Below are 19,998 nucleotides of genomic sequence, written 5' to 3' on the forward strand. Positions count from 1 at the left end.
GGCGGAACCGCGACCGCCCGCCGATGCCTTATCGCTCCGAACGGGCTTGTCCCACGGAAGCCGCCGACGGCGCACCGGACGGAAAGGACGTGCGCGTCGATTCCGTTTCCCGGACCACATAGTGCGGACGGCGCTTCGCCTCGTGGTAAATCCGCCCGACGTATTCGCCGATGACGCCGAGCGTGGCGAGCTGAATTCCGCTCAGCGCCACGATGGCGGTCATGAGCGTCGTATAGCCAGGCGCGTCCACACCATTGAGGGCGACATTCGCGATGATCCACAGCGCGTAGACGAGCGCGGAGAGAAAGAGCCAGAGGCCGGTATGGATGGCGAGACGCAGTGGGCGGCTGTTGAAGGAGAGCAGTCCGTCGATGCCGTAGTTCAGCAGATTCCGGCCGCCCCACTTCGAGGTGCCCGCGGCGCGCTTGACATTCCGGTAGGTGAAGCTCGCCGTGTCGAAGCCGATCCAGGAGAAGATTCCCTTGGAGAATCTGTTGCTCTCCGGCAGGGACAGCACACTGTTCACGGCGTGGCGCGAGAGCAGTCTGAAATCACCCGCCCCGTCGACGACATGGACATCCATACAGCGCCGCACCAGCCGGTAGTAGACCCTGCTGAGCGCGGTGCGCAGGGCGCTCTCGCCCGCGCGGTCGCGCTGCGCCACGACCTGGTCGTAGCCGTGCCGGTGCAGCTCCAGCATGCGGGGCACCAGCTCCGGGGGGTGCTGGAGATCCGCGTCCATGAGCACCACCGCGTCGCCACGGGACATGCGCAGTCCCGCGAGCATCGCGGCTTCCTTACCGAAGTTGCGGCTGAAGGAGGTGTAGCGGACGCGTGCGTCCGCCGCCGCCAGTTCGCTGAGCTGTCGTCTGGTGCCGTCCACGCTGCCGTCGTCCACGTAGCAGATCTCTAAAGTCTGCCGGGTCGGTTCGAGCGCGGCGAGCAGAGCGGTGTGAAAGGTGCCGAGCACCTCGCTCTCGTTGAAACACGGTACGACAATGGAAATCTGAGGGGTCGTCATCTCACTCCACATACCCGTGGTGGGCGGGAAGGAAGGGGCACCGAAAGGGAACGGGTCGCGAGGGGAAACCGTTGATGTGCGGTGCTTTTCGTGGTGTTGAGGGGGCGTTACCCGATCCCGCCCGTACTGTTTCCGGAGCTGTCACGGAAAGAGTGGTACGCGCGTGGGGACGTGTATGTCAGCGGGCGCCGGCGGACGGGCATATGGGCAGGAAGAGCTGTGATGGAACGTTCCTCACTCTTCTTCCTCCGGTTCACGCCGCGTTCACTGATGCGGTGGCAACTATAAGATTTATCTATCTCCTGCTCAAGCGTCACGTCGGCATGGCGCCGAGGCGGCTGAAGCGTTTCCTCGGCATCGTCACACCGTGTAGGCGAGCTCGGCGGACGATGGAATGCGAGACCCGGGTGCTGTGATATACGGCACAGTCGACGGCCCGGAGGAAGATCCCGCATTTCAGGGGCATGACAGGTCGATATCACGCACATGATCCGCGGATTGCCCGCACCGGGAACGCGTCCGATTGCTGCCCGCTCGCGAGGGTTCTTCGGCCGCGGAGTGTGTGGGTCGGCGGCGATGTGTAACTCGTCGCTGAGTGTGACGAGTTGACCCCTGGGAGGCAAGGCCAGTTAACTACCGGCCAGTCACCTCCATGGTCTGCCCCCCACGGTCAACCCCCCACTTCGATCCGGGAGACTTCATGCGGATGCCGGAATCCGTCGCGTCCATTGAGTTCTCACTGCCCCAGTCGGTCATCGCCGTCAACCCGCTGCACCGCCCGTCACCACGGCTGACGGCCGCCGCGGCGCGGGCGGGTGCGCTCAGTGTGCTGGAACTGTCCACCGGTGATCCGAGGAGCGTCGCCGACACACTCGACCGCACCCTCCGCTGGTCGTCGCTGCCGTTCGGTGTGCGGATACGGCCGGGCTGCACCGTCACCGCGGCGGAGCTGCCCGAGGCGGTGGACACTGTGCTGCTGGCGGACCCCGGGCGCACACCGGGGGAGTTCGCCGGGCGCCGGGTCCTGGTGGAGGTGACCGATCCGGCGGGCGCGCGGCAGGCCGCCGGAGCGGGGGCGGCCGGACTGATCGTGCGCGGTGCGGAAAGCGGTGGCAGGGCGGGTGAGCTGAGTACGTTCGTCCTGCTCCAGCGGGTACTGGCCGACCCGGAGATCGCGCTGCCGGTCTGGGCCTGCGGTGGTATCGGGCCGCACACGGCCGCCGCCGCTGTCGTGGGAGGCGCGGCGGGTGTCGTACTCGACACCCAGTTCGCACTGTTCGACGAGGCGGGCCTGCCCGCGGAGCTCACCGGAGCGCTCACCGGGCTCGACGGCTCCGAGACCGTGCTGCACCACGGGACGCGGGTGCTGCGCCGTCGTGGTCCCGGCGCCCCCGAACTCCCTTCGGATCCAGCCGAGTTCGCCGCCCGGGTCGGCAGCGACGACCTGCGCACCCAGTTCCTGCCGGTCGGGCAGGACGCCTTCCTCGCGGCCTCCTTCGCCCGGCGCTGGAAGTCGGTGGGCGATGCGATACGAGGCGTCAGGGCCGCGATATCCGCCGCCGTCGAGGACGACCAGGCCGCCGCCGCGCTGGCCGCCGGCTCGCCGGGCGCACGGGCGCTCGGCACCCAATTCCCCATCGCCCAGGGGCCGATGACCCGGGTCAGCGATGAGCCGGAGTTCGCCGCCGCCGTCGCGGCCGGGGGCGGCCTGCCGTTCCTGGCGCTGGCCCTCGCGAACGCGGACCGCACCCGGACGATGCTGGAGCGCACCCGCGACGCACTCGGCGACGCCCCCTGGGGAGTCGGTGTGCTCGGTTTCGCCGACGAGGAGATCAGGTCCGCACAGCTGGAGGTCGTACGGGAGCTGCGGCCGACGCACGCGATCATCGCGGGCGGCAGGCCCGCCCAGGCCGCCGCACTGGAAGCGGAGGGCATCGCCACCTTCCTCCATGTGCCCTCGCCGGGGCTGCTGCGGCAGTTCCTCGCGGCCGGCGCGCGTCGGTTCATCTTCGAGGGCGCCGAGTGCGGCGGGCATGTCGGACCGCGCAACAGCTTCCCGCTGTGGGAGGCCCAGACCGAGGTCCTGCTCGACTTCATCGCCGAGAACGGTGACGAGACCGCCGCCGAGCTGACCGTCCTGTTCGCCGGAGGCATCCACGACGCGCGCTCCGCCGCGATGGCGGCGGCCCTCGCCGCCCCGCTGACCAGGGCGGGAGCCGCGTTCGGTGTGCTGATGGGCACCGCGTACCTCTTCACCGAGGAGGCGGTCGCGGCCGGCGCCATCCAGCCCCTCTTCCAGCGCCGTATCGTCGCCGCCGAACGGACCGATCTCCTGGAGACCGCCCCCGGGCACGCCACCCGCTGCGCCCACAGCGCCATCACCGACGACTTCGCGCACCTCAAGGCCGAACTGCGGGAGCAGGGCGTGCCCGACAGGGAGATCTGGGAACAGCTGGAGCGGTTCAACGTCGGCCGGCTCCGGCTCGCCAGCAAGGGCATCGAGCGGGTCGGCGACGAGCTGCGGCCGGTCGACGAGACACGCCAGTCCGACGAGGGCATGTTCATGGCCGGGGAGGTCTGCGTCCTGCGTGAATCCGTCACCACCGTCGCGGCGCTCCACGAGTCCGTCGCCGACGGGGCCGCCGGATGGCTGCGCGCCCGGGCCGCCGGGCTGCGCACCGCACTCGGGCTCGACCGCGTGGACGATGCCGAGGAGAGCGCCCCCGAGCCGCTGCGGATCGCGGTGGTCGGCATGGCGGGCATGTTCCCCGGCGCCCCCGACCTCGCCGAGTTCTGGGCCAACATCCTGGCGGGGAAGGACTGTGTCACCGAGGTCCCGGCCCACCGCTGGGACGCGGAGCGGTACTACGCGCCGGACGGCGACGGTGAGCACACCCCCTCGCGCTGGGGCGGATTCCTGCCCGAGATCCCCTTCGACCCGCTGCGCTACGGCATCCCGCCGGCCTCGCTCGCCAGCATCGAACCCGTCCAGCTGCTCGCGCTGGAGGCCGCGCGGCGCGCGCTCGCCGACGCCGGGTACGACGGCGCGGACACCGATCACGCCCGTACCTCCGTGGTGTTCGGCGCGGAGGCGGGCAGCGATCTGTCCAACGCGACGACCCTGCGCACGGTGCTGCCCGGGTATGTCGGCACGATCCCGTCCGCGCTCGACGAACAGCTGCCCCGGCTGACCGAGGACTCCTTCCCCGGGATGCTCGCCAATGTCATCGCGGGCCGGATCGCCAACCGGCTCGACCTCGGCGGCGCCAACTACACCGTCGACGCGGCATGCGCGTCCTCGCTGACCGCCGTGGACGTGGCCTGCAAGGAACTGGTCACCGGCACCAGCGATCTGGTGCTCTGCGGCGGCGCCGACCTGCACAACGGCATCAACGACTATCTGCTGTTCTCCTCCGTGCACGCGCTCTCCCCGACCGGCCGCTCCGCCACCTTCGACGGCGCCGCCGACGGCATCGCGCTCGGCGAGGGCGTGGCCTGCGTGGCGCTCAAGCGGCTGGCCGACGCCGAGCGCGACGGAGACCGGATCTACGCCGTGATCGACGGCGTCGGCAGCGCCAGCGACGGCAGGGCGCTCGGCCTGACCGCGCCCCGCCCGGCGGGCCAGCGCTCCGCGCTCACCCGCGCCTACCGCAACGCCGGTGTGTCCCCCGCCGACGTCGGTCTGATCGAGGCGCACGGCACCGGCACCGTCGTCGGCGACCGTACCGAACTCGCCACGCTGACCGAGGTGTTCACCGAAGCGGGCGCCGAGCGGGCCGGCTGTGCGATCGGCTCGGTGAAGTCCCAGATCGGCCACACCAAGTGCGCGGCGGGACTCGCCGGACTGATCAAGACCACCCTGGCTCTCCACCACGGGGTGAAACCCCCGACCCTGCATGTGCGGCGGCCCAACGCGGCGTGGGACGGCGACAGCAGCCCGTTCGTCTTCCACACCGACGCCCGGCCGTGGGCCGCCGAGCCCGCGGACCGTATCGCGGGAGTGAGCGCTTTCGGATTCGGCGGCACGAATTTCCATGTCGTTCTACGCGCGTATGACCAGGCGCCGGCCGCCCATACGCTGGACACCTGGCCCGCGGAGCTGTTCACGTTCCGTGGCCGGGACGCCGCCGCGGCGCGCCGCGCGGCCCGTGCGCTCCTTGAGCTGATCCAGCGCGGAGGCGAGTGGCGACTACGTGACTACGCGCGTCACGCGGCCCACCGCGGCGACCAGGCCGCGGTACGCGGCGAGCCGGTACGGATCGCCGTCGTGGCACCGAGCCTCGCGGCGCTGCCCGAACTGCTGCGCAGGGCCGCCGACGGGGAGCACGACCCGGAGGCCGGGCTCCATGTCTCCGACGACATCGCGACGGACGGCACCGCGACCGACGACCCCGCGACGGACAGCACCGCGACCGGCGCCACCGGCACCGACGGTGAGGGACCGGGAAAGCTTGCCTTCCTCTTCCCAGGGCAGGGCAGCCAGCGCCCCGGCATGCTCGCCGAACTCTTCGTCGTCTTCCCCGAGTTGCAGCGCTATCTCCAGCTCGGCGCCCGTTGGGCGGACGCGCTCTACCCGCCGGCCGCCTTCGACGAGGAGACGAAGGCCGGCCAGCTGGCCCGGATCACCGACACCGCCGTCGCCCAGCCCGCGCTCGGTGTGGTCGAACTCGCCGCCGCCGAACTGCTCGCCTCGCTCGGCGTACGCCCGGCCATGGCCGCGGGCCACAGCTACGGCGAACTGGTCGCGCTCGGCGTGGCCGGGGCGCTCGCGCCCCAGGATGTCCTGACCGCGAGCGCCGCCCGCGCCGAGGCGATCCTCGCCCAGGTGGCGGACGGCGACGCCGGCACGATGGCGGCCGTCACCGCCACCGTCGAGCAGGTCGAGGACGTGCTGCGGTCGGCCGGGCTCGCCGAGGAGGTCGTCGCCGCCAACCACAACGCGCCCCAGCAGACCGTCATCTCGGGACCCACGGAGCCGATGGCCACCGCTGTCACCCGGCTGCGGGACGCCGGCCACTCGGTGAAACCGCTCCAGGTGGCCTGTGCCTTCCACAGCCCCCTGCTGGCCGGCGCGGGCGACGCCTTCGCCGAGCGCCTGGAGTCCATGACCGTCTACCCGACCACCTTCGACGTCTGGGCCAATCGCACGGCCGAGTCGTACCCGGCGGATCCCGCGGCGATCCGGGCCGGTCTCGCCGCGCAGATCGGCGCGCCCGTCCGGTTCACCGAGCAGATCGAGGCCATGTACGCGGCGGGCGCCCGGGTCTTCGCGGAGGTGGGTCCCGGCCGCGTACTGAGCGGGCTGGTCTCGGCGGTCCTCGGTGACCGCCCGCACCGTACGGTCCCGCTCGACGGCGGCAGGGGCGCCGGACTGACCGGCTTCCTCACCGCCCTGGCCCGGCTCGCCGTCGGCGGGGCCGATGTCCGCACCGGCCGGCTCTTCCAGGGACGCGACGCGGTCGACCCCGAGACCGCGGTGCCCGAGCGCACCGCCGGCTGGACGGTGGACGGCCAGCTCGTCCGTCTCGCCGACGGCACCATTCCCCCCAACGCCCTGCATCCCGCCCGACCCGTTACGGAGCTGATCGTGCCGGAGAACTACGCCCCCCACGGCGCCGCGACGTCCGGTCCCGACGCACTCGTCGCCGAATTCCTGCGCACCAGCCGGGACTTGGTGGCGGCGCAGCGAGACGTCATGCTGAGCTATCTCGGCGGCCCCGCGGCCGTCGCCGCGGACCGGCCGCCCGTCTACGCCACCGCACCCCAGCTGACCGCCCCCGTCGCGCTGCCCGCCGCGCCCGTACCCGCGCCCGTACCCGCGACCGCTCCCGTCGCGCCCGCCGCCCCGGCTCCCGCCGCCTCGGCCGCTGGTCCGGCGCTGGACCGTGAGGCGGTGTTGGATGCGGTGCTGGCGGTGGTGGCGGAGCGTACGGGTTATCCGGTGGACATGATCGAGCCGGATCTTGATCTGGAAGCGGATCTGAGTGTGGACTCGATCAAGCGGACGGAGATCGCGGGTGAGTTGGCGGTCCGGCTGGGGCTGCCGGTCGATGGTGGTGCGGAGCTGGACGGGCTGAGCGCGGCCCGTACCGCCGCCGGGATCGCCGGACTGCTCGCCACCCGGCTCGGTGGAGGGGAGAGCGCCGAGACGACCGACCCCCGGACGGCGCCCGCCGCGTCCGGGACACCCGCCCCGCCCGCCGCCGAGATCGTGCCCCCGCAGCGGCTGGAGTTCACCGAGGCCGAACTGCCCACGGTCACCGGGACCGTGGACAGCGGAAGTACGGTCCTGCTGCTGGGCGGCGGTGAGCTGGCCCCGCTCGTGGCCGACCGGCTGCGCGCGGCCGGCGCCGTGCCCCGGCTCATACCCACCGGAGAGCTGCCGGAGGGCGGCGCCGACGCCGTGCTCTATCTGGACGCCCTCGACGCGGCCGAGGCGCCGCTGCCCGAGGCCTTCCCGCTCTTCCAGAGCGTGCTGGCAGGCGCACCACGCCGACTGCTCGCCGTCGAGCGCAGGACCGAGGGCGCGGCCAGCGGGCTGCGCGGCTTCTTCCGCAGCGTCGCCCGTGAGTACCCTGACCTCGCCGCGACCCTGGTCGAGGTGGCGCCGGGCGCGGCGCCGGACGCGGTCGCCGACGCACTGGTCACCGAACTCGCCGCCACCGAACGGGAGCCGGTCGTGCTGACCGATGGTGCCACCCGGCGCGCCCTGCGGCTGACCCTCACCGATCTGGGCGCGCTGGCCGCCACCGGCGCGGGCCCGGCCGGTGACGGGGTCGCCGAGGCCGAGGCGGCCGGGCTCGACCGGGACGCGGTCGTCCTGCTGGTCGGCGGAGCACGCGGGATCACCGCGCGGTTCGCCCGTACGATCGCCGCCGTCAGCCGGTGCCGTATCGAACTGATGGGCCGCACACCGGTCCCCTCCGGCACCGAGGACCCGGCGACCGCCGGAGCCACGGACCGCGCCGGGCTGCGGGCCGCCTTCCTCGCCTCCGGGGTGACCTCGCCCGCCGAGGTCGAGCGCCGGGTGTCCGCCACGCTCGCCGCGCGCGAGGTGCGCGACACGATCGCCGGACTGCGCGAGCTCGGCAGCCAGGTCCGCTACCACTGCGTCGATGTGCTCGACACGGAGGCGGTACGGGCCACGGTGAAGGACATCCACGCCGAACACGGCAGGCTCGACGGTGTCGTCCACGCCGCCGGCGTCATTGAGGACAAGCTGATCGCCGAGAAGCCGGTCGAGTCGTTCCGCCGGGTGTTCTCCACCAAGGTGGGCGGGGCGCGCACGGTGCTCGACGCGGTCGACTCACTGCCCACCGGGCCCCGCTTCGCCGTACTGTTCGGCAGTATCGCCGCCGCGCTCGGCAACCGGGGCCAGTCCGACTACGCCGCCGCCAACGACGCGCTGGAGGAGCTGGGACGCCGCTGGTCCACCGCCGACCGGCGCGGGCTGACCGTCCACTGGGGCCCCTGGGCCGCCGCCGAGACGAACGGCGGCATGGTCACCCCGGAGCTGATGCGCTCGTACGCGTCGCGCGGGATCAAGCTCATCGACCCCGAAGAGGGACCGCTGAGCCTGCTGCGTGAACTCGCCTGGGGCGCCCCCTCGGTGCACGCCGCGGTCTACACCGCCTCCGGCTGGTGACCGGGATGGATCCCCGGACGTCCGCGGGCTCAGGGACACCGGTGGCCATCGTCGGGATGGCCGCGTTCTTCCCCGGCGCCCGGGACCTGGACAGCTACTGGCACAACATCGTCAACGGGGTCGACGCGATCAGTGACGTACCGGCCGACCGCTGGGACGGCGAGTTCTACGCGCCCGACGGCCCCCGGCGCAGCGACCGGGTGTACTGCCGGCGCGGCGGATTCGTCGACCAGGAAGCCGAGTTCGATGTCACGCGGTTCGGCATCATGCCCACCTCCGTGGCGGGCACCGAGCCCGACCAGCTGATCGCGCTCGATGTCGCCCACCGGTCCATCGAGGACGCCGGCGGGGACCCCGTACTCCCCGTCGACCGGCAGCGCGCCGGGATCGTTCTCGGCCGGGGCGGTTATCTGACGCCCGGGCTGGTCCGGCTCGACCAGCGGGTGCGTACGGCCGGCCAGGTCGTCCGTACGCTCCGGGAACTGGCGCCCGAGCTGGGCGAGGCCAGGATCGAGGAGGTACGGGCGGCGTTCGCCGCGCAACTCGGCCCCGAGCAGCCGGAGTCGGCCATCGGGCTGGTGCCCAATCTGGCCGCCTCGCGGGTCGCCAACCGGCTCGATCTGCGCGGCCCCGCCTACACCGTGGACGCCGCCTGCGCGTCCTCGCTGGTGGCGGTCGACCACGCGGTCCGTGAACTGACGGCCGGGCGTTGTGATGTCATGCTGGCCGGTGGTGTGCACCACTGCCACGACATCACCCTCTGGAGTGTGTTCAGCCAGCTCGGCGCGCTCTCGCCGAGCGAGCGGATCCGTCCGCTGCACGCCGGCGCCGACGGGGTGCTCATCGGTGAGGGCACCGGGGTCGTGGTGCTCAAGCGGCTCGCGGACGCCGAGCGCGACGGCGACCGTGTCTACGCCGTGGTGTCCGGGACGGGGGTGGCCAGCGACGGCCGCTCCGCCAGCCTCTTCAACCCCGACCCCGGCGGCCAGATCCGCGCGGTGCGGCAGGCATGGGACGCGGCGGGCCTCGATCCGCGCGCGGCCGACGCCCTGGGGCTGCTGGAGGCCCACGGCACCGCCACCGTCGCCGGTGACCGCGCCGAACTGACCACGCTCGCCGAGGTGTTCGGCCCGGCCGTGGGCGAGCGGGCGGCCATCGGCTCGGTGAAGTCCATGATCGGGCACACCATGCCCGCCGCCGGGATCGCCGGGCTGATCAAGGCGGCGCTCGCGATCCACCACGGGGTGCTGCCCCCGACCCTGCACTGTGACGAGCCGAATCCCGCCCTGGACACCACCCGGTTCGCCCCGCTCGCGAAGGCCAGGCTCTGGGCGGAGTCCGCGACCGGCGCCCCGCGCCGGGCGGGTGTCAACGCCTTCGGCTTCGGCGGTATCAACGCCCATGTCGTACTGGAGCAGCCGGCCACAGCCCCGGCCGCGCGGCAGGCCCGTACGACGGTGACCGAGCCCGAGCGGGTGCTGCGGCTCGCCGCGGCGAGCCCCGCGGAGCTGGCCGCGCTGCTGGCCGCCGACGACTCCACCGTCCTCGCGGCCGGGCTCGACGAGCGCGCTCCGGCCGCCGGGCCCGTACGGCTCGGGATCGTCGACCCGACCGCGCGCCGGCTGAAGCTGGCACGCAAGGCCGTCAGCAAGGGCACCGCCTGGCGTGGCCGCAGCGATGTGTGGTTCAGCCCGCGCCCGCTGCTCGGTCCTGCCGGTGGCGGACGGACCGCGTTCGTCTTCCCGGGCCTCGAAGCGGAGTTCGAGCCCCAAGTGGCCGAACTGGCCGAGCGGTTCGGTCTCCCGTGGTCGGCCGGCGAGGACGCCAGGGTCGGTGATGTGGGACGGCACGGAGCCGCGGTGTTCCAGCTCGGACGCGTCCTCGACACCGCGCTGCGCAGGCTCGCCGTCGTGCCCGACGCGGTCGCCGGGCACAGCGTGGGGGAGTGGACCGCCATGGCCTGCGGCGGCATCCACGCCGCCGATGAGGTGGACACCTTCCTCGCGGGCTTCGACCCGGACGCGCTGCGTGTGCCCGGCGCGGTCTTCGCCGTGCTCGGCATGCCCGCCGACAAGGTGCTGGCCGAGCTGGGCGGACGTACCGATGTGGTGCTCTCGCACGACAACGCGCCGAACCAGTCGATGATCTGCGGTCCGGAGGAGGCCGTCGGCGAACTGGTCCTGCGCTTCCGGGGCCAGGGCGTGATCGGACAGGTGCTGCCGTTCCGGTCCGGCTTCCACACCCCGATGCTCGCGCCGTACCTCGATCCGATCCGGCGCGCGGCGGAGACGTACACCCTCCATCCGCAGACCACCCCGGTCTGGTCCGCGACCACCGCCGCGCCCTACCCGGCCGAACCGGCCGCCGTACGGGAGCTGTTCGTCCGGCATCTGCTCGAACCGGTGCGGTTCCGGCTCATGATCGCGGCGATGCACGGGGCGGGGTACCGCGCGTTCATCCAGCTGGGCGCGGGGCAGCTCGGCTCGCTGATCGACGACACTCTGGCGGGCGAGGACCGGCTCGTCGTCTCCGCCCACTCCACGGCCAGGGACAGCCTGGCGCAGCTGCGCCGGGTGGTCACCGCGCTCTGGGTGGACGGCGCCGCCCCCGATGTCACGCCACTGCTGGGGCCCGTGACCGCGACGGACATCCGTACGCCGACCGCGAGCGCGCGGCCGGCCCGGCCAGGGGTACGGCTGGAGCTCGGCGGGGCGCTCGTGTCCCTGCCCGAGCACACCAGGAGGGCGCTGACCGGGATCGTGTCCAGGCCCGTCACGCCCGCGGCCTCGCCCGCGCTCGCCGTCGCCGACGGCGGGGCGCTGGAGTCGCTCGGCCGGGCCGGCGCGCGGTTCCCGGTGGCGGCCGAACTCTCCGCGCTGCTGAACGAAACCGCGGCCGTGGCGAACGAACTCATCGGCGCGGGCGCCACACTCCGGCGCCCCGCACCGGCCCGCCGGGGACCCTCGACGGGGACGCCCGCCCCCGCTCCGGCCGTGGCGCCGGTCCCCGAAGTACTGCGGGTGGACGTCACCGCGATGCCGTATCTGCTCGACCACTGCTTCTTCCGGCAGCGCCCCGGATGGCCCGACGAGGCCGACCGCTGGCCGATCGTGCCCGCCACCACCGTCATCGGCCATCTCATGGAGATCGCCGAACGCGCCGTGCCCGGAACGCGGGCCGTCGCCGTGCACGAGGTGCGGCTGCTGAAGTGGATCGAGGCCATGCCGTCCGTCGACGTACCGGTGGTGGTACGGCGGCAGGCACCGGACCTGGTCGAGGTGAGCCTGACCGGCTACTCCCGGGCGGTGGTCGAACTGGCCCCGCGCTACCCGGAAGCGCCCGCGCCGTGGCCGGTCGACCCGGCCGCCGAACGCGCCCCCGGCCTGCGGGCAGAACAGCTCTACAGCGAACGGTGGATGTTCCACGGGCCGCGCTTCCAGGGCGTCAGCGAACTGACCGCCCTCGGTGATCTGTCGGTACGGGGCGTCATCACCGCGCCGGACGCCCCCGGCGCCCTCCTCGACAACGTCGGACAGCTCCTCGGCTACTGGATCATGGCGACGCTCACCGAGCGCACCACGGTCTTCCCGATCGGAATGGACCGGATCCGTTTCCACGGGCCGGAACCGAAGCCGGGGGAGCGGCTGGACTGTCTGATCCGGATCACCGAGATCACCGACCTCACCCTCACCGCGGACATGCAGCTGGTCCACGAGGGCCGGGTCTGGGCGGAGTTCACCGGCTGGCAGGACCGGAGGTTCGACACCGATCCCAACATCCGGGCGGTGGACCGCTTCCCGGGCCGCAACACCCTCTCCACGGCCGAGCCCGAGGGCTGGACGAGGGTGCATGAGCGCTGGCCCGACCTGGCCACCCGCGAGCTGATCATGCGCAATATGCTCGGCGGCGCAGAACGCGCCGGCTATGACGCGCTGCCCCCTGTCCGGCGCCGTCAGTGGCTCCTCGGCAGGGTCGCCGCGAAGGACGCGGTCCGCGGACTCCTGTGGCGGGAGGGCGCGGACGAGATCTGTCCGCAAGAGATCTATCCGGCCGAGATCGCCCTACGCAACGACGACACGGGGCGGCCCCTCGCCCACGGGGTGCACGGACGCGCGCTGGGCGAGCTGACCGTGTCGATCGCCCACTGCCGGGAGACCGGAGTGGCCATCGCCCGGCGCGGACCGTGCGGGATCGATGTCGAGGAGATCACCGACCGGCCCAGGTCCGCCGTCGAGATGGCCTGCGACAGCGCCGAACTGGCCCTGCTGGACCGGCTGGTGGCAGCGGCCCCGGACAGCGGGCCCGGCTGGTTCACCCGGTTCTGGACGGCCAAGGAGGCCGTGGCCAAGGCACGCGGTACCGGTCTGCGCGGCAGACCCCAGGAGTACCGCGTGGTGGCGGCGGACGCGGAGAGGCTGCGCGTGGTGACCGAGGGCCGGGCGTACGAGGTGAGTGTGCGGCAGGTGGCCAATCCACCGGGGCTGCCCGAGCGGCGGTACATCGTCGCCTGGACGACCGATGACAACGAGACAGGAGAGTCTGATGAGCACTGAGGCGATCGGGATCATGACCACGGAGCAGCTGGACACCGATGACGCCGCTGTGCTGGCGGACATCACCCGCATGCTGCGCGAACTGCTGGAGGAGGACGGTCTCGACGACGCCGAGATCAGCCGGGAGACCACCTTCCACGACGATCTCGAACTGGAGAGCATCGATCTGGTGACGCTCGCCGGCATCCTGCGCGAGCACTACGGGGAGCGGGTCAACCTCGCCCTGTTCATCGCCGACCTCGAACTCGACGAGATCATCGCCCTCACCGTCGGTGAGCTGGCCGACTATGTCGCGGCGTCGCTGCGCTCCACCGCCACCGGACAGGGCTGAACCGATGACCAAGATTCGTACCGGCGAGATCACCACCCATGTGCAGCGGCTCCCCGCCGCCACCCGGCCCGCGGACGGCGGCGAGACGCCCGTCGTCGTATTCGTGCACGGTCTGCTCACCGACAGCCTGGCCAGCTACTACTTCACCCTGGGCCCGGCCTTCGCCGCCGCGGGCTTCGACGTGATCATGTACGACCTGCGCGGCCACGGCCGCAGCGACCGGCCGGCCACCGGCTACCGCCTTGAGTCCTTCGTCGCCGACCTCGCCGGACTGCTCGACGCGCTCGGCGAGACCCGCCGGGTGCATGTCGTCGGCAACTCCTTCGGCGGTACGGTGGCCGCCGCGCTCGCCGCGTGGCACCCCGACCGGGTCGCCACGGTCACCATGATCGAGTCCGAGCCCCCGGTCGCGGAGTGGACCCGGCACATGGCCGACGGGCTCGCGGACGCCAAGAGCCAGCTCGCCCGCGAGGATGTCATCGGCTGGATCTCGGCCCATCACGGCGCGCACACCGCCCGGCTCTCCCGGGGCGCCGGCCGTATCCTGCGCGTCACCACCCTCGCCGAGGACATCCCCGCCGGACGCGTCATCGACGACGATCTCTCCGCGCTCGGCTGCCCGGTCCTGGCCATCTTCGGCGACGAGTCCGGTCTGAGCGCCCAAGTGGACTCCCTGGAAGCCAAGTTGGCGTTCTGCCGCACCGTGGTCCTGGCCGAGCAGGGCCACTCCGTACTGGTGGAGCGGACCGAGGAGACCCGCGATCTGATCCTGGAGTGGATACGGGACCACACGCTCGCCGGGGCGGTGCGGTGACCCGCTTCCTGCTCGTCGTCCCACCCCTGGTCGGGCATGTCAACCCGCTGGTCGGGGTGGCCGGTGAACTCGCCCGGCGGGGGCATCCGGTGGCGTGGGCGGGCCAGGCCGACCAGATCCGCCGGCTCGCCGGCCCCGACGCCATGGCCCTCGACTGCCCCATGCCCGAGAACGGACTGGTCAGGCCGCCGGAGCTGACCGGACCCGCCGCCTTCCGGTTTCTGTGGGAGGAGTTCTTCGTCCCGCTCGCCGACCTGATGGCGCCGGGGATCGAGGACGCCATCGACGCGTTCCGCCCGGATGTCGTCCTCGGTGACCAGCACGCCGTGGCGGGCGCGCTGATCGCGGAGCGCAGGGGCATCCCCCATGTCACCTCCGCGACCACCTCGGCCGAACTCATCGACCCGCTGGCCGGGATGCCCAAGGTGGCCGCCTGGCTCGCTGAGCTGCTGGGCGCGCTGCGCGCGCGTATCGGCGACCCCGCGAGCACGGCCGACCCGCGGTTCTCCCCGTACGGTGTCATCGCCTTCACCGGACGCGAACTGCTCGGTGACACGCCGCTGCCCTGGGAGCGGACACATCTGGTCGGACCCGCCATCGCGCCGCGCGCCGACCGCTCCGACTTCCCGTGGGACGAACTGGATCCGGGGCGCCCCACCGTGCTCGTCTCGCTCGGCACGGCCAACGCGGACGCGGGCGGCCGGTTCCTGGCGGAGGCCGTCACCGCCCTCGACGGGCTCGGGGACGCGGTACAGGGCGTCGTGGTCGACCCCGGCCATACGCTCTCAACGGTGCCACCGGGAGTCCTCGTACGCGCCCACGTACCCCAACTCGATCTGCTGGCACGGGCCGACGCCGTCGTCTGCCACGCCGGACACAACACCGTGTGCGAGTCGCTCTGGCACGGGCTGCCCCTCGTCCTCGCCCCCATCCGCGACGACCAGCCCATCGTCGCGCAACAGGTGGTCGACGCGGGCGCGGGCGTCCGGGTCCGCTTCAACCGGGTGAACGCCGCCCGGCTGGCCACGGCCGTCGAAACCGTACTGGACAGCGCCTCGGGCCACCGCGCCGCCGCCGAGGCGATCGGCCGGTCCTTCCGCGCGGCGGGCGGCCAGGTCGCCGCCGCCGACCAGTTGGAGCGGATCGCGGCACACCACGTGCCCGTCCCCGCGGCCCACTGAACACCCCACCCACCCACCGTCCTCTGCTCCCCCCGGCGAACCCCCCTCCCGACCAGCGAACCCGGACCCCCCCCATGACAACGGTTTCCGCTCCTCCCGCGATGGCCGGGACCCCTCGGCCGCCCGCGCCGGCCCAGACCCCCGAGCCGCCCGCGACACCCCCGCTGCGCGTTCTGCTGCGCTACGCCCGCCCGCACCGGACGGTGCTGCTCGCCACCCTGCTCCTCGTGCTCGCCGCCAGCGCCGCCGGACTCGTCCAGCCGCTGGTGGCCCAGCACGTACTGGACGGACTGAGCGACGGGCGCGGGGTGCTCGGGCCCGTACTCCTGCTGGCCGCGCTCGTCGTCCTGGGCGCCGGGCTCACCGGACTCCAGTCCTGGTGGCAGCAGCGCACCTCGGAGCGGGTGGTCCGGCAGATCCGCCGCGATCTGGTGTTCCGGCTGATACGGCTGCGCGTACCCGAGCTGGACCGCCGACCTCCGGGCGACCTCATCTCCCGCGTCACCTCCGACAGCGCCCTCGTCCAGAACGCCGCCACCGAGGGGCTGGTGATGGTCTCCAACGGAGTGCTCAGCATCCTCGGCGCGGTGGTCCTGATGGGCGTGGTGCATCCGGGACTGCTCGGGGTCACCGCCGGCGTGCTGATCGCCGTCGCGCTGGTGATGATGCTCGTCCTGCCCCGGATCCGTGAAGCGGTCGCCCGCGCGCAGGAGTCGGTCGGCGCGGTGGGCGCCGCACTGGACCGTACGCTCGGCGCCGCCAGGACCGTGAAGGCCAACGGCGCCGAGGGCAGGGAGACCGAACGCGCCGGAGACGCCATCGAGGGCGCCTACCGCGCCGGACTGGCCGGCGCGCGCTATGTCGCGCTGGTGAAGGTCCTCTCCGGCGTGTCCATCCAGGCGGCGTTCCTCGCGGTGCTCGGCGTGGGCGGCGCGCTGGTGGCCTCCGGCGGCCTCGAAGCCTCCGCCCTGATCGCCTTCCTGCTGTACGTGTTCTATCTGGCGAGCCCGGTCGGCTCACTGGTCGCCGGGCTGAGCATGCTGCAACAGGGGCTCGGCGCCGTCGGCCGTATCGAGCAGGTCGAGCACATGCCGGTCGAGGACGATGTGGACGACCCGCGCGAGCCGGGCGCCGCCGTGGCCGCGCCCGGCGCGCCGCCGGTCGAGTTCCGGGACGTACGGTTCTCCTACCCCGGCCGCGCACCCGCCCTGCGCGGTATCTCGTACACCGTCGCGGGCGGCACCCAGACCGCGCTGGTCGGACTCTCCGGCGCGGGCAAGACCACGATGTTCGCCCTGCTCCAGCGCTTCCACGAACCGGCCGCGGGACAGATCCTGATCGACGGCGTCGACATCGCCACCCTGCCCCGGTCGGAGGTGCGCAGGCGCATCGCCTATGTGGAGCAGGAATCGCCGGTGATGGCCGGCACCATCGAGGACAACCTGCGCTACGCCGCGACCGGCGCGTCGGACGAGGACATCGCGGAGGTCCTGCGGCTCACCCGGCTCGACTCCCTGATCGACCGGCTGCCCGAAGGACTGCGCACCGAGGTCGGCAACCGCGGCGTCACGCTGTCGGGCGGCGAGCGGCAGCGGCTGGCCATCGCGCGCGCTCTGCTGCGCCGGCCGGAGGTACTGCTCCTGGACGAGGCCACCGCCCAGCTCGACGCGAGCAACGAACGGGCGCTGCGGGAGGCGGTGGACCAGGCGGCCAGACGCTGCACCGTGATCCTGATCGCGCACCGGCTGTCCACCGTGACCGGCGCCGACCAGATCGTGGTCCTCGAACACGGTCTGGTGCGCGCCGCGGGAACCCACGCGGAGCTGGTCGAGGCGGATGTCCTCTACCGCGAACTCGCCTCCTCCCAGATGCTGGTGAGCGAAGGCGACGAGGGCATCGACGCATGGGCGGCGGACATGCCGCGCTGACAAAGAGAAACGGCAAGGCATAGGGCAGGGAATATGGCAGTGGGGACGTTCCGCGGAACAGAGCGGAACGCCCCCACTTATTCAATCGACAGGCCGGCAGGCCGGTCGCTCCGTCAGCCGGTGAGGGCGTTCAGAGCGGCCAGATAACCGTCGCGGTGGCCCGCGGTGTTCGGGTGGTAGGACTCGTTGAGCTTGTCCCATTCCAGGCTGGTGACCCAGGTGGAACCGGACGAGCAGATCGTGTGCGGGTCGAATACCGGTCGGGCGTCCAGGAATTCAAAACCGGCGGCCGCCGCACGGGCGGACATGACGGAGGCCAGGGTGTCGGCCGCGGAGTTCAGCGCGGTACGTTCGGTGTCACTCAGTCCGAAAATGCCGCAGGAACCCCCGATGGTGTAGAGCCGGGGATATCCGATGACGATGACTCTCGCGTTGGGCGCGGCGGCACGCACCGCGCCGTAGGTCTGCGCGAGCGCCGGGGACAGAACCGCCTCCGCCGCCTGCTTCGCCAGCGCGACACCGTTGAGGCAGTCCCGGTCGTCGATGGTGAGGACGCAGTTGGTCAGTACGTCGACAAAGCCGACATCGTTACCGCCGACCTGCAGCGTCACCAGTGTCGTGTCCGCGGTGAGCTGCGGTATCTGGGAGCTGATCACCTCGGCCGTGGTCGCACCCGAACACGACGCCTCGACGAACGCCACCGAGCTGTGCTGAGCCGCCCACAGCCGGGGGTAGGTCAGCGGGCCACGGCGGCATTCGTGGTTGGGGTCGTCGTAGGTACGGGTGCCGGGAGCGACCGCGTACGAGTCACCCATCGCCACGTACTTACCGTCGGCGGCGTACGCGGACGGCGAAATCGTGACCGCCGCGACGATTGCCAGAAAGACGGCGAACAGTGCCTTTATTGAACGCACGGAGATGCTTCTCCAGGAGTGGGGGGACAAGGACCACACCTGGATAGCAGTTCACGACGGCGAGTGACGAAGGATTCAATGAAAAACTGATGACGTTTCATGTGCCACATGGATCGCGGTGGCCACCAGACCCCGTTCCGCGATCCAACGGCCCTGGAATTCACCGATATGACGGTCGTTCACGAAGGGGCCCGGTACCAGAAGCCTTGCCTGAAAGGTCCGTTCGACCGGATCGATGTCGATCTCCGCCTCGGAGAAGTCGAGTTCGCGACCGGTGAGCGGATACCACACCTTGAAAACGCTCTCCTTGGCGCTGAAAATCAGCCGGTCATAGCTGACCCCGGGGTGACGTTCGGTGAGGTTTGCGATCAGAGTCCGCTCGGGCGGCAGCGTGATGACGTCCAGCACACCCTCGGGCAGCGGAGCGTCGGGCTCCGCGTCGATGCCGAGCGCCACCGTCTCCGCGGACCTGGCCACCACCGCGGCGCGGTAGCCGTCGCAGTGCGTCATGCTGCCGACGATGCCTTCCGGCCACTGGGGCGCCCCGCGCCGGTTGGGCAGCAGCGGTACGGGCCGCTGCCCGAGACGGCGCATCGCGCGCCGGGCCAGGAACCGTACGGTGGTGAACTCCCGCTGCCGCTTGGGCACGGCGTTCGCCACCAGCGCCTTCTCCTGCGGGAACAGCTCTTCGCCCGGCTCGTGCCCGTCGTCGTAGGCCGCCTCGGCGGCGACCGCGGCGGGCAGCACCTCCCCGATCACCGGGCCACCTCTCCGACGGGCTCGGGCAGGATCTGCCGCAACGGCTCCCTGGGCGGGCGTTTGCGCCACTCGCGTGGATAGCCGACCGACACCTCCTCGAAGCGCACCCCGTCGTGCCAGGTGACCCGGGGGATGTGCAGATGGCCGTAGACCACGGCGGCGGAACGGAAGCGCACATGCCAGTCGGCGGTCAGTTCCGTACCGCACCACTGCGCGAACTCCGGGTAGTACAGAATGCGCGTGGGGTGGCGGACCAGCGGGAAGTGGTTGACCAGAACCGTACGCAGGGACGGATCGATCGCCGACAGCCGGCGTTCGGTCTCCTCGACGCGCGACCAGCACCAGGCGTCCCGGCCGGCGAACGGGTCGGGGTGCAGGAAGTACTCGTCGGAGCAGACCACGCCCGCCTCATGGGCCAGCCGCAGTGACTCCTCCGTCGTGGTGGCGCCTGGCGCGCGGAAGGAGTAGTCGTAGAGCACGAAGAGCGGAGCGATCGCCACCGGACCGCCGGCGCCCCGCCAGACGGGATAGGGGTCCTCCGGGGTGGCGATGCCCAGCCCCCTGCACAGCTCCACCAGATGGAGATAGCGCTTCTCGCCGCGCAGATCGCACGGATCCGATGGATGGGTCCACAGTTCATGGTTCCCCGGCGCCCAGATCACTTTCGCGAAGCGCTCGCTGAGCAGCCGTAGCGCCCACTCGATATCGGCGTACTTCTCGGCGACATCGCCCGCGACGATCAGCCAGTCGTCGTCCGAGGCCGGGCGCAGTTCCTCGACCAGCGCGCGGTTCTCGTCGTACACGACATGCAGATCGCTGACGGCGAGGAGTTTTCCGTCGGGCACAATACCG

Annotated in this window: 10 protein-coding genes; 6 read left to right on the forward strand and 4 right to left on the reverse strand. The window is 72.0% G+C overall.

The features are described 5' to 3' along the window. Positions 1 to 28 precede the first annotated feature (28 nt). The gene (locus AB0M67_RS14575) at positions 29 to 1,021 is read right to left on the reverse strand and encodes a glycosyltransferase family 2 protein (RefSeq protein ID WP_365745693.1); all 993 of its coding nucleotides are present in this window, start codon (positions 1,019 to 1,021) and stop codon (positions 29 to 31) included. A gap of 700 nt (positions 1,022 to 1,721) precedes the next feature. On the opposite strand from AB0M67_RS14575, the gene AB0M67_RS14580 reads away from it, so the two are divergent. The 6 genes from AB0M67_RS14580 (at position 1,722) to AB0M67_RS14605 (ending at position 17,473) form a co-directional block, all read left to right on the forward strand. Continuing rightward, complete coding sequence (locus AB0M67_RS14580) at positions 1,722 to 8,666, forward strand: SDR family oxidoreductase (RefSeq protein WP_365745694.1); 6,945 nt, start codon at positions 1,722 to 1,724, stop codon at positions 8,664 to 8,666. Between the two features lie 5 nt (positions 8,667 to 8,671). Then, on the forward strand, positions 8,672 to 13,219 hold the full coding sequence (locus AB0M67_RS14585) for a beta-ketoacyl synthase N-terminal-like domain-containing protein (protein WP_365745695.1): 4,548 nt from the start codon (positions 8,672 to 8,674) through the stop codon (positions 13,217 to 13,219). Beyond that, positions 13,209 to 13,550: a phosphopantetheine-binding protein gene (locus tag AB0M67_RS14590; RefSeq protein ID WP_365745696.1), complete on the forward strand. Its 342-nt coding sequence runs from the start codon at positions 13,209 to 13,211 to the stop codon at positions 13,548 to 13,550. The genes AB0M67_RS14585 and AB0M67_RS14590 overlap by 11 nt, the downstream gene beginning before the upstream one ends. A gap of 4 nt (positions 13,551 to 13,554) precedes the next feature. Next, positions 13,555 to 14,364: an alpha/beta hydrolase gene (locus tag AB0M67_RS14595; protein WP_365745697.1), complete on the forward strand. Its 810-nt coding sequence runs from the start codon at positions 13,555 to 13,557 to the stop codon at positions 14,362 to 14,364. Then, positions 14,361 to 15,545 carry a glycosyltransferase gene (locus AB0M67_RS14600; protein ID WP_365745698.1) on the forward strand — a complete coding sequence of 395 codons (1,185 nt, stop codon included), beginning with the start codon at positions 14,361 to 14,363 and terminating at the stop codon, positions 15,543 to 15,545. Before AB0M67_RS14595 ends, AB0M67_RS14600 begins: the two co-directional genes overlap by 4 nt. A gap of 101 nt (positions 15,546 to 15,646) precedes the next feature. Then, positions 15,647 to 17,473 carry an ABC transporter ATP-binding protein gene (locus AB0M67_RS14605; protein WP_365745699.1) on the forward strand — a complete coding sequence of 609 codons (1,827 nt, stop codon included), beginning with the start codon at positions 15,647 to 15,649 and terminating at the stop codon, positions 17,471 to 17,473. A gap of 113 nt (positions 17,474 to 17,586) precedes the next feature. Here AB0M67_RS14605 and AB0M67_RS14610 read toward each other — a convergent pair whose 3' ends face one another. From AB0M67_RS14610 to AB0M67_RS14620, 3 genes are all read right to left on the reverse strand, one after another. Further along, complete coding sequence (locus AB0M67_RS14610) at positions 17,587 to 18,387, reverse strand: SGNH/GDSL hydrolase family protein (RefSeq protein ID WP_365745700.1); 801 nt, start codon at positions 18,385 to 18,387, stop codon at positions 17,587 to 17,589. Positions 18,388 to 18,462: 75 nt separating this feature from the next. Beyond that, positions 18,463 to 19,146: a 4'-phosphopantetheinyl transferase superfamily protein gene (locus tag AB0M67_RS14615; protein WP_365745701.1), complete on the reverse strand. Its 684-nt coding sequence runs from the start codon at positions 19,144 to 19,146 to the stop codon at positions 18,463 to 18,465. Next, positions 19,143 to 19,991: a metallophosphoesterase gene (locus AB0M67_RS14620; protein ID WP_365745702.1), complete on the reverse strand. Its 849-nt coding sequence runs from the start codon at positions 19,989 to 19,991 to the stop codon at positions 19,143 to 19,145. The genes AB0M67_RS14615 and AB0M67_RS14620 overlap by 4 nt, the downstream gene beginning before the upstream one ends. Positions 19,992 to 19,998: the final 7 nt, after the last annotated feature.

This window comes from Streptomyces sp. NPDC051662 (assembly GCF_040681655.1).
GTDB lineage: Bacteria > Actinomycetota > Actinomycetes > Streptomycetales > Streptomycetaceae > Streptomyces.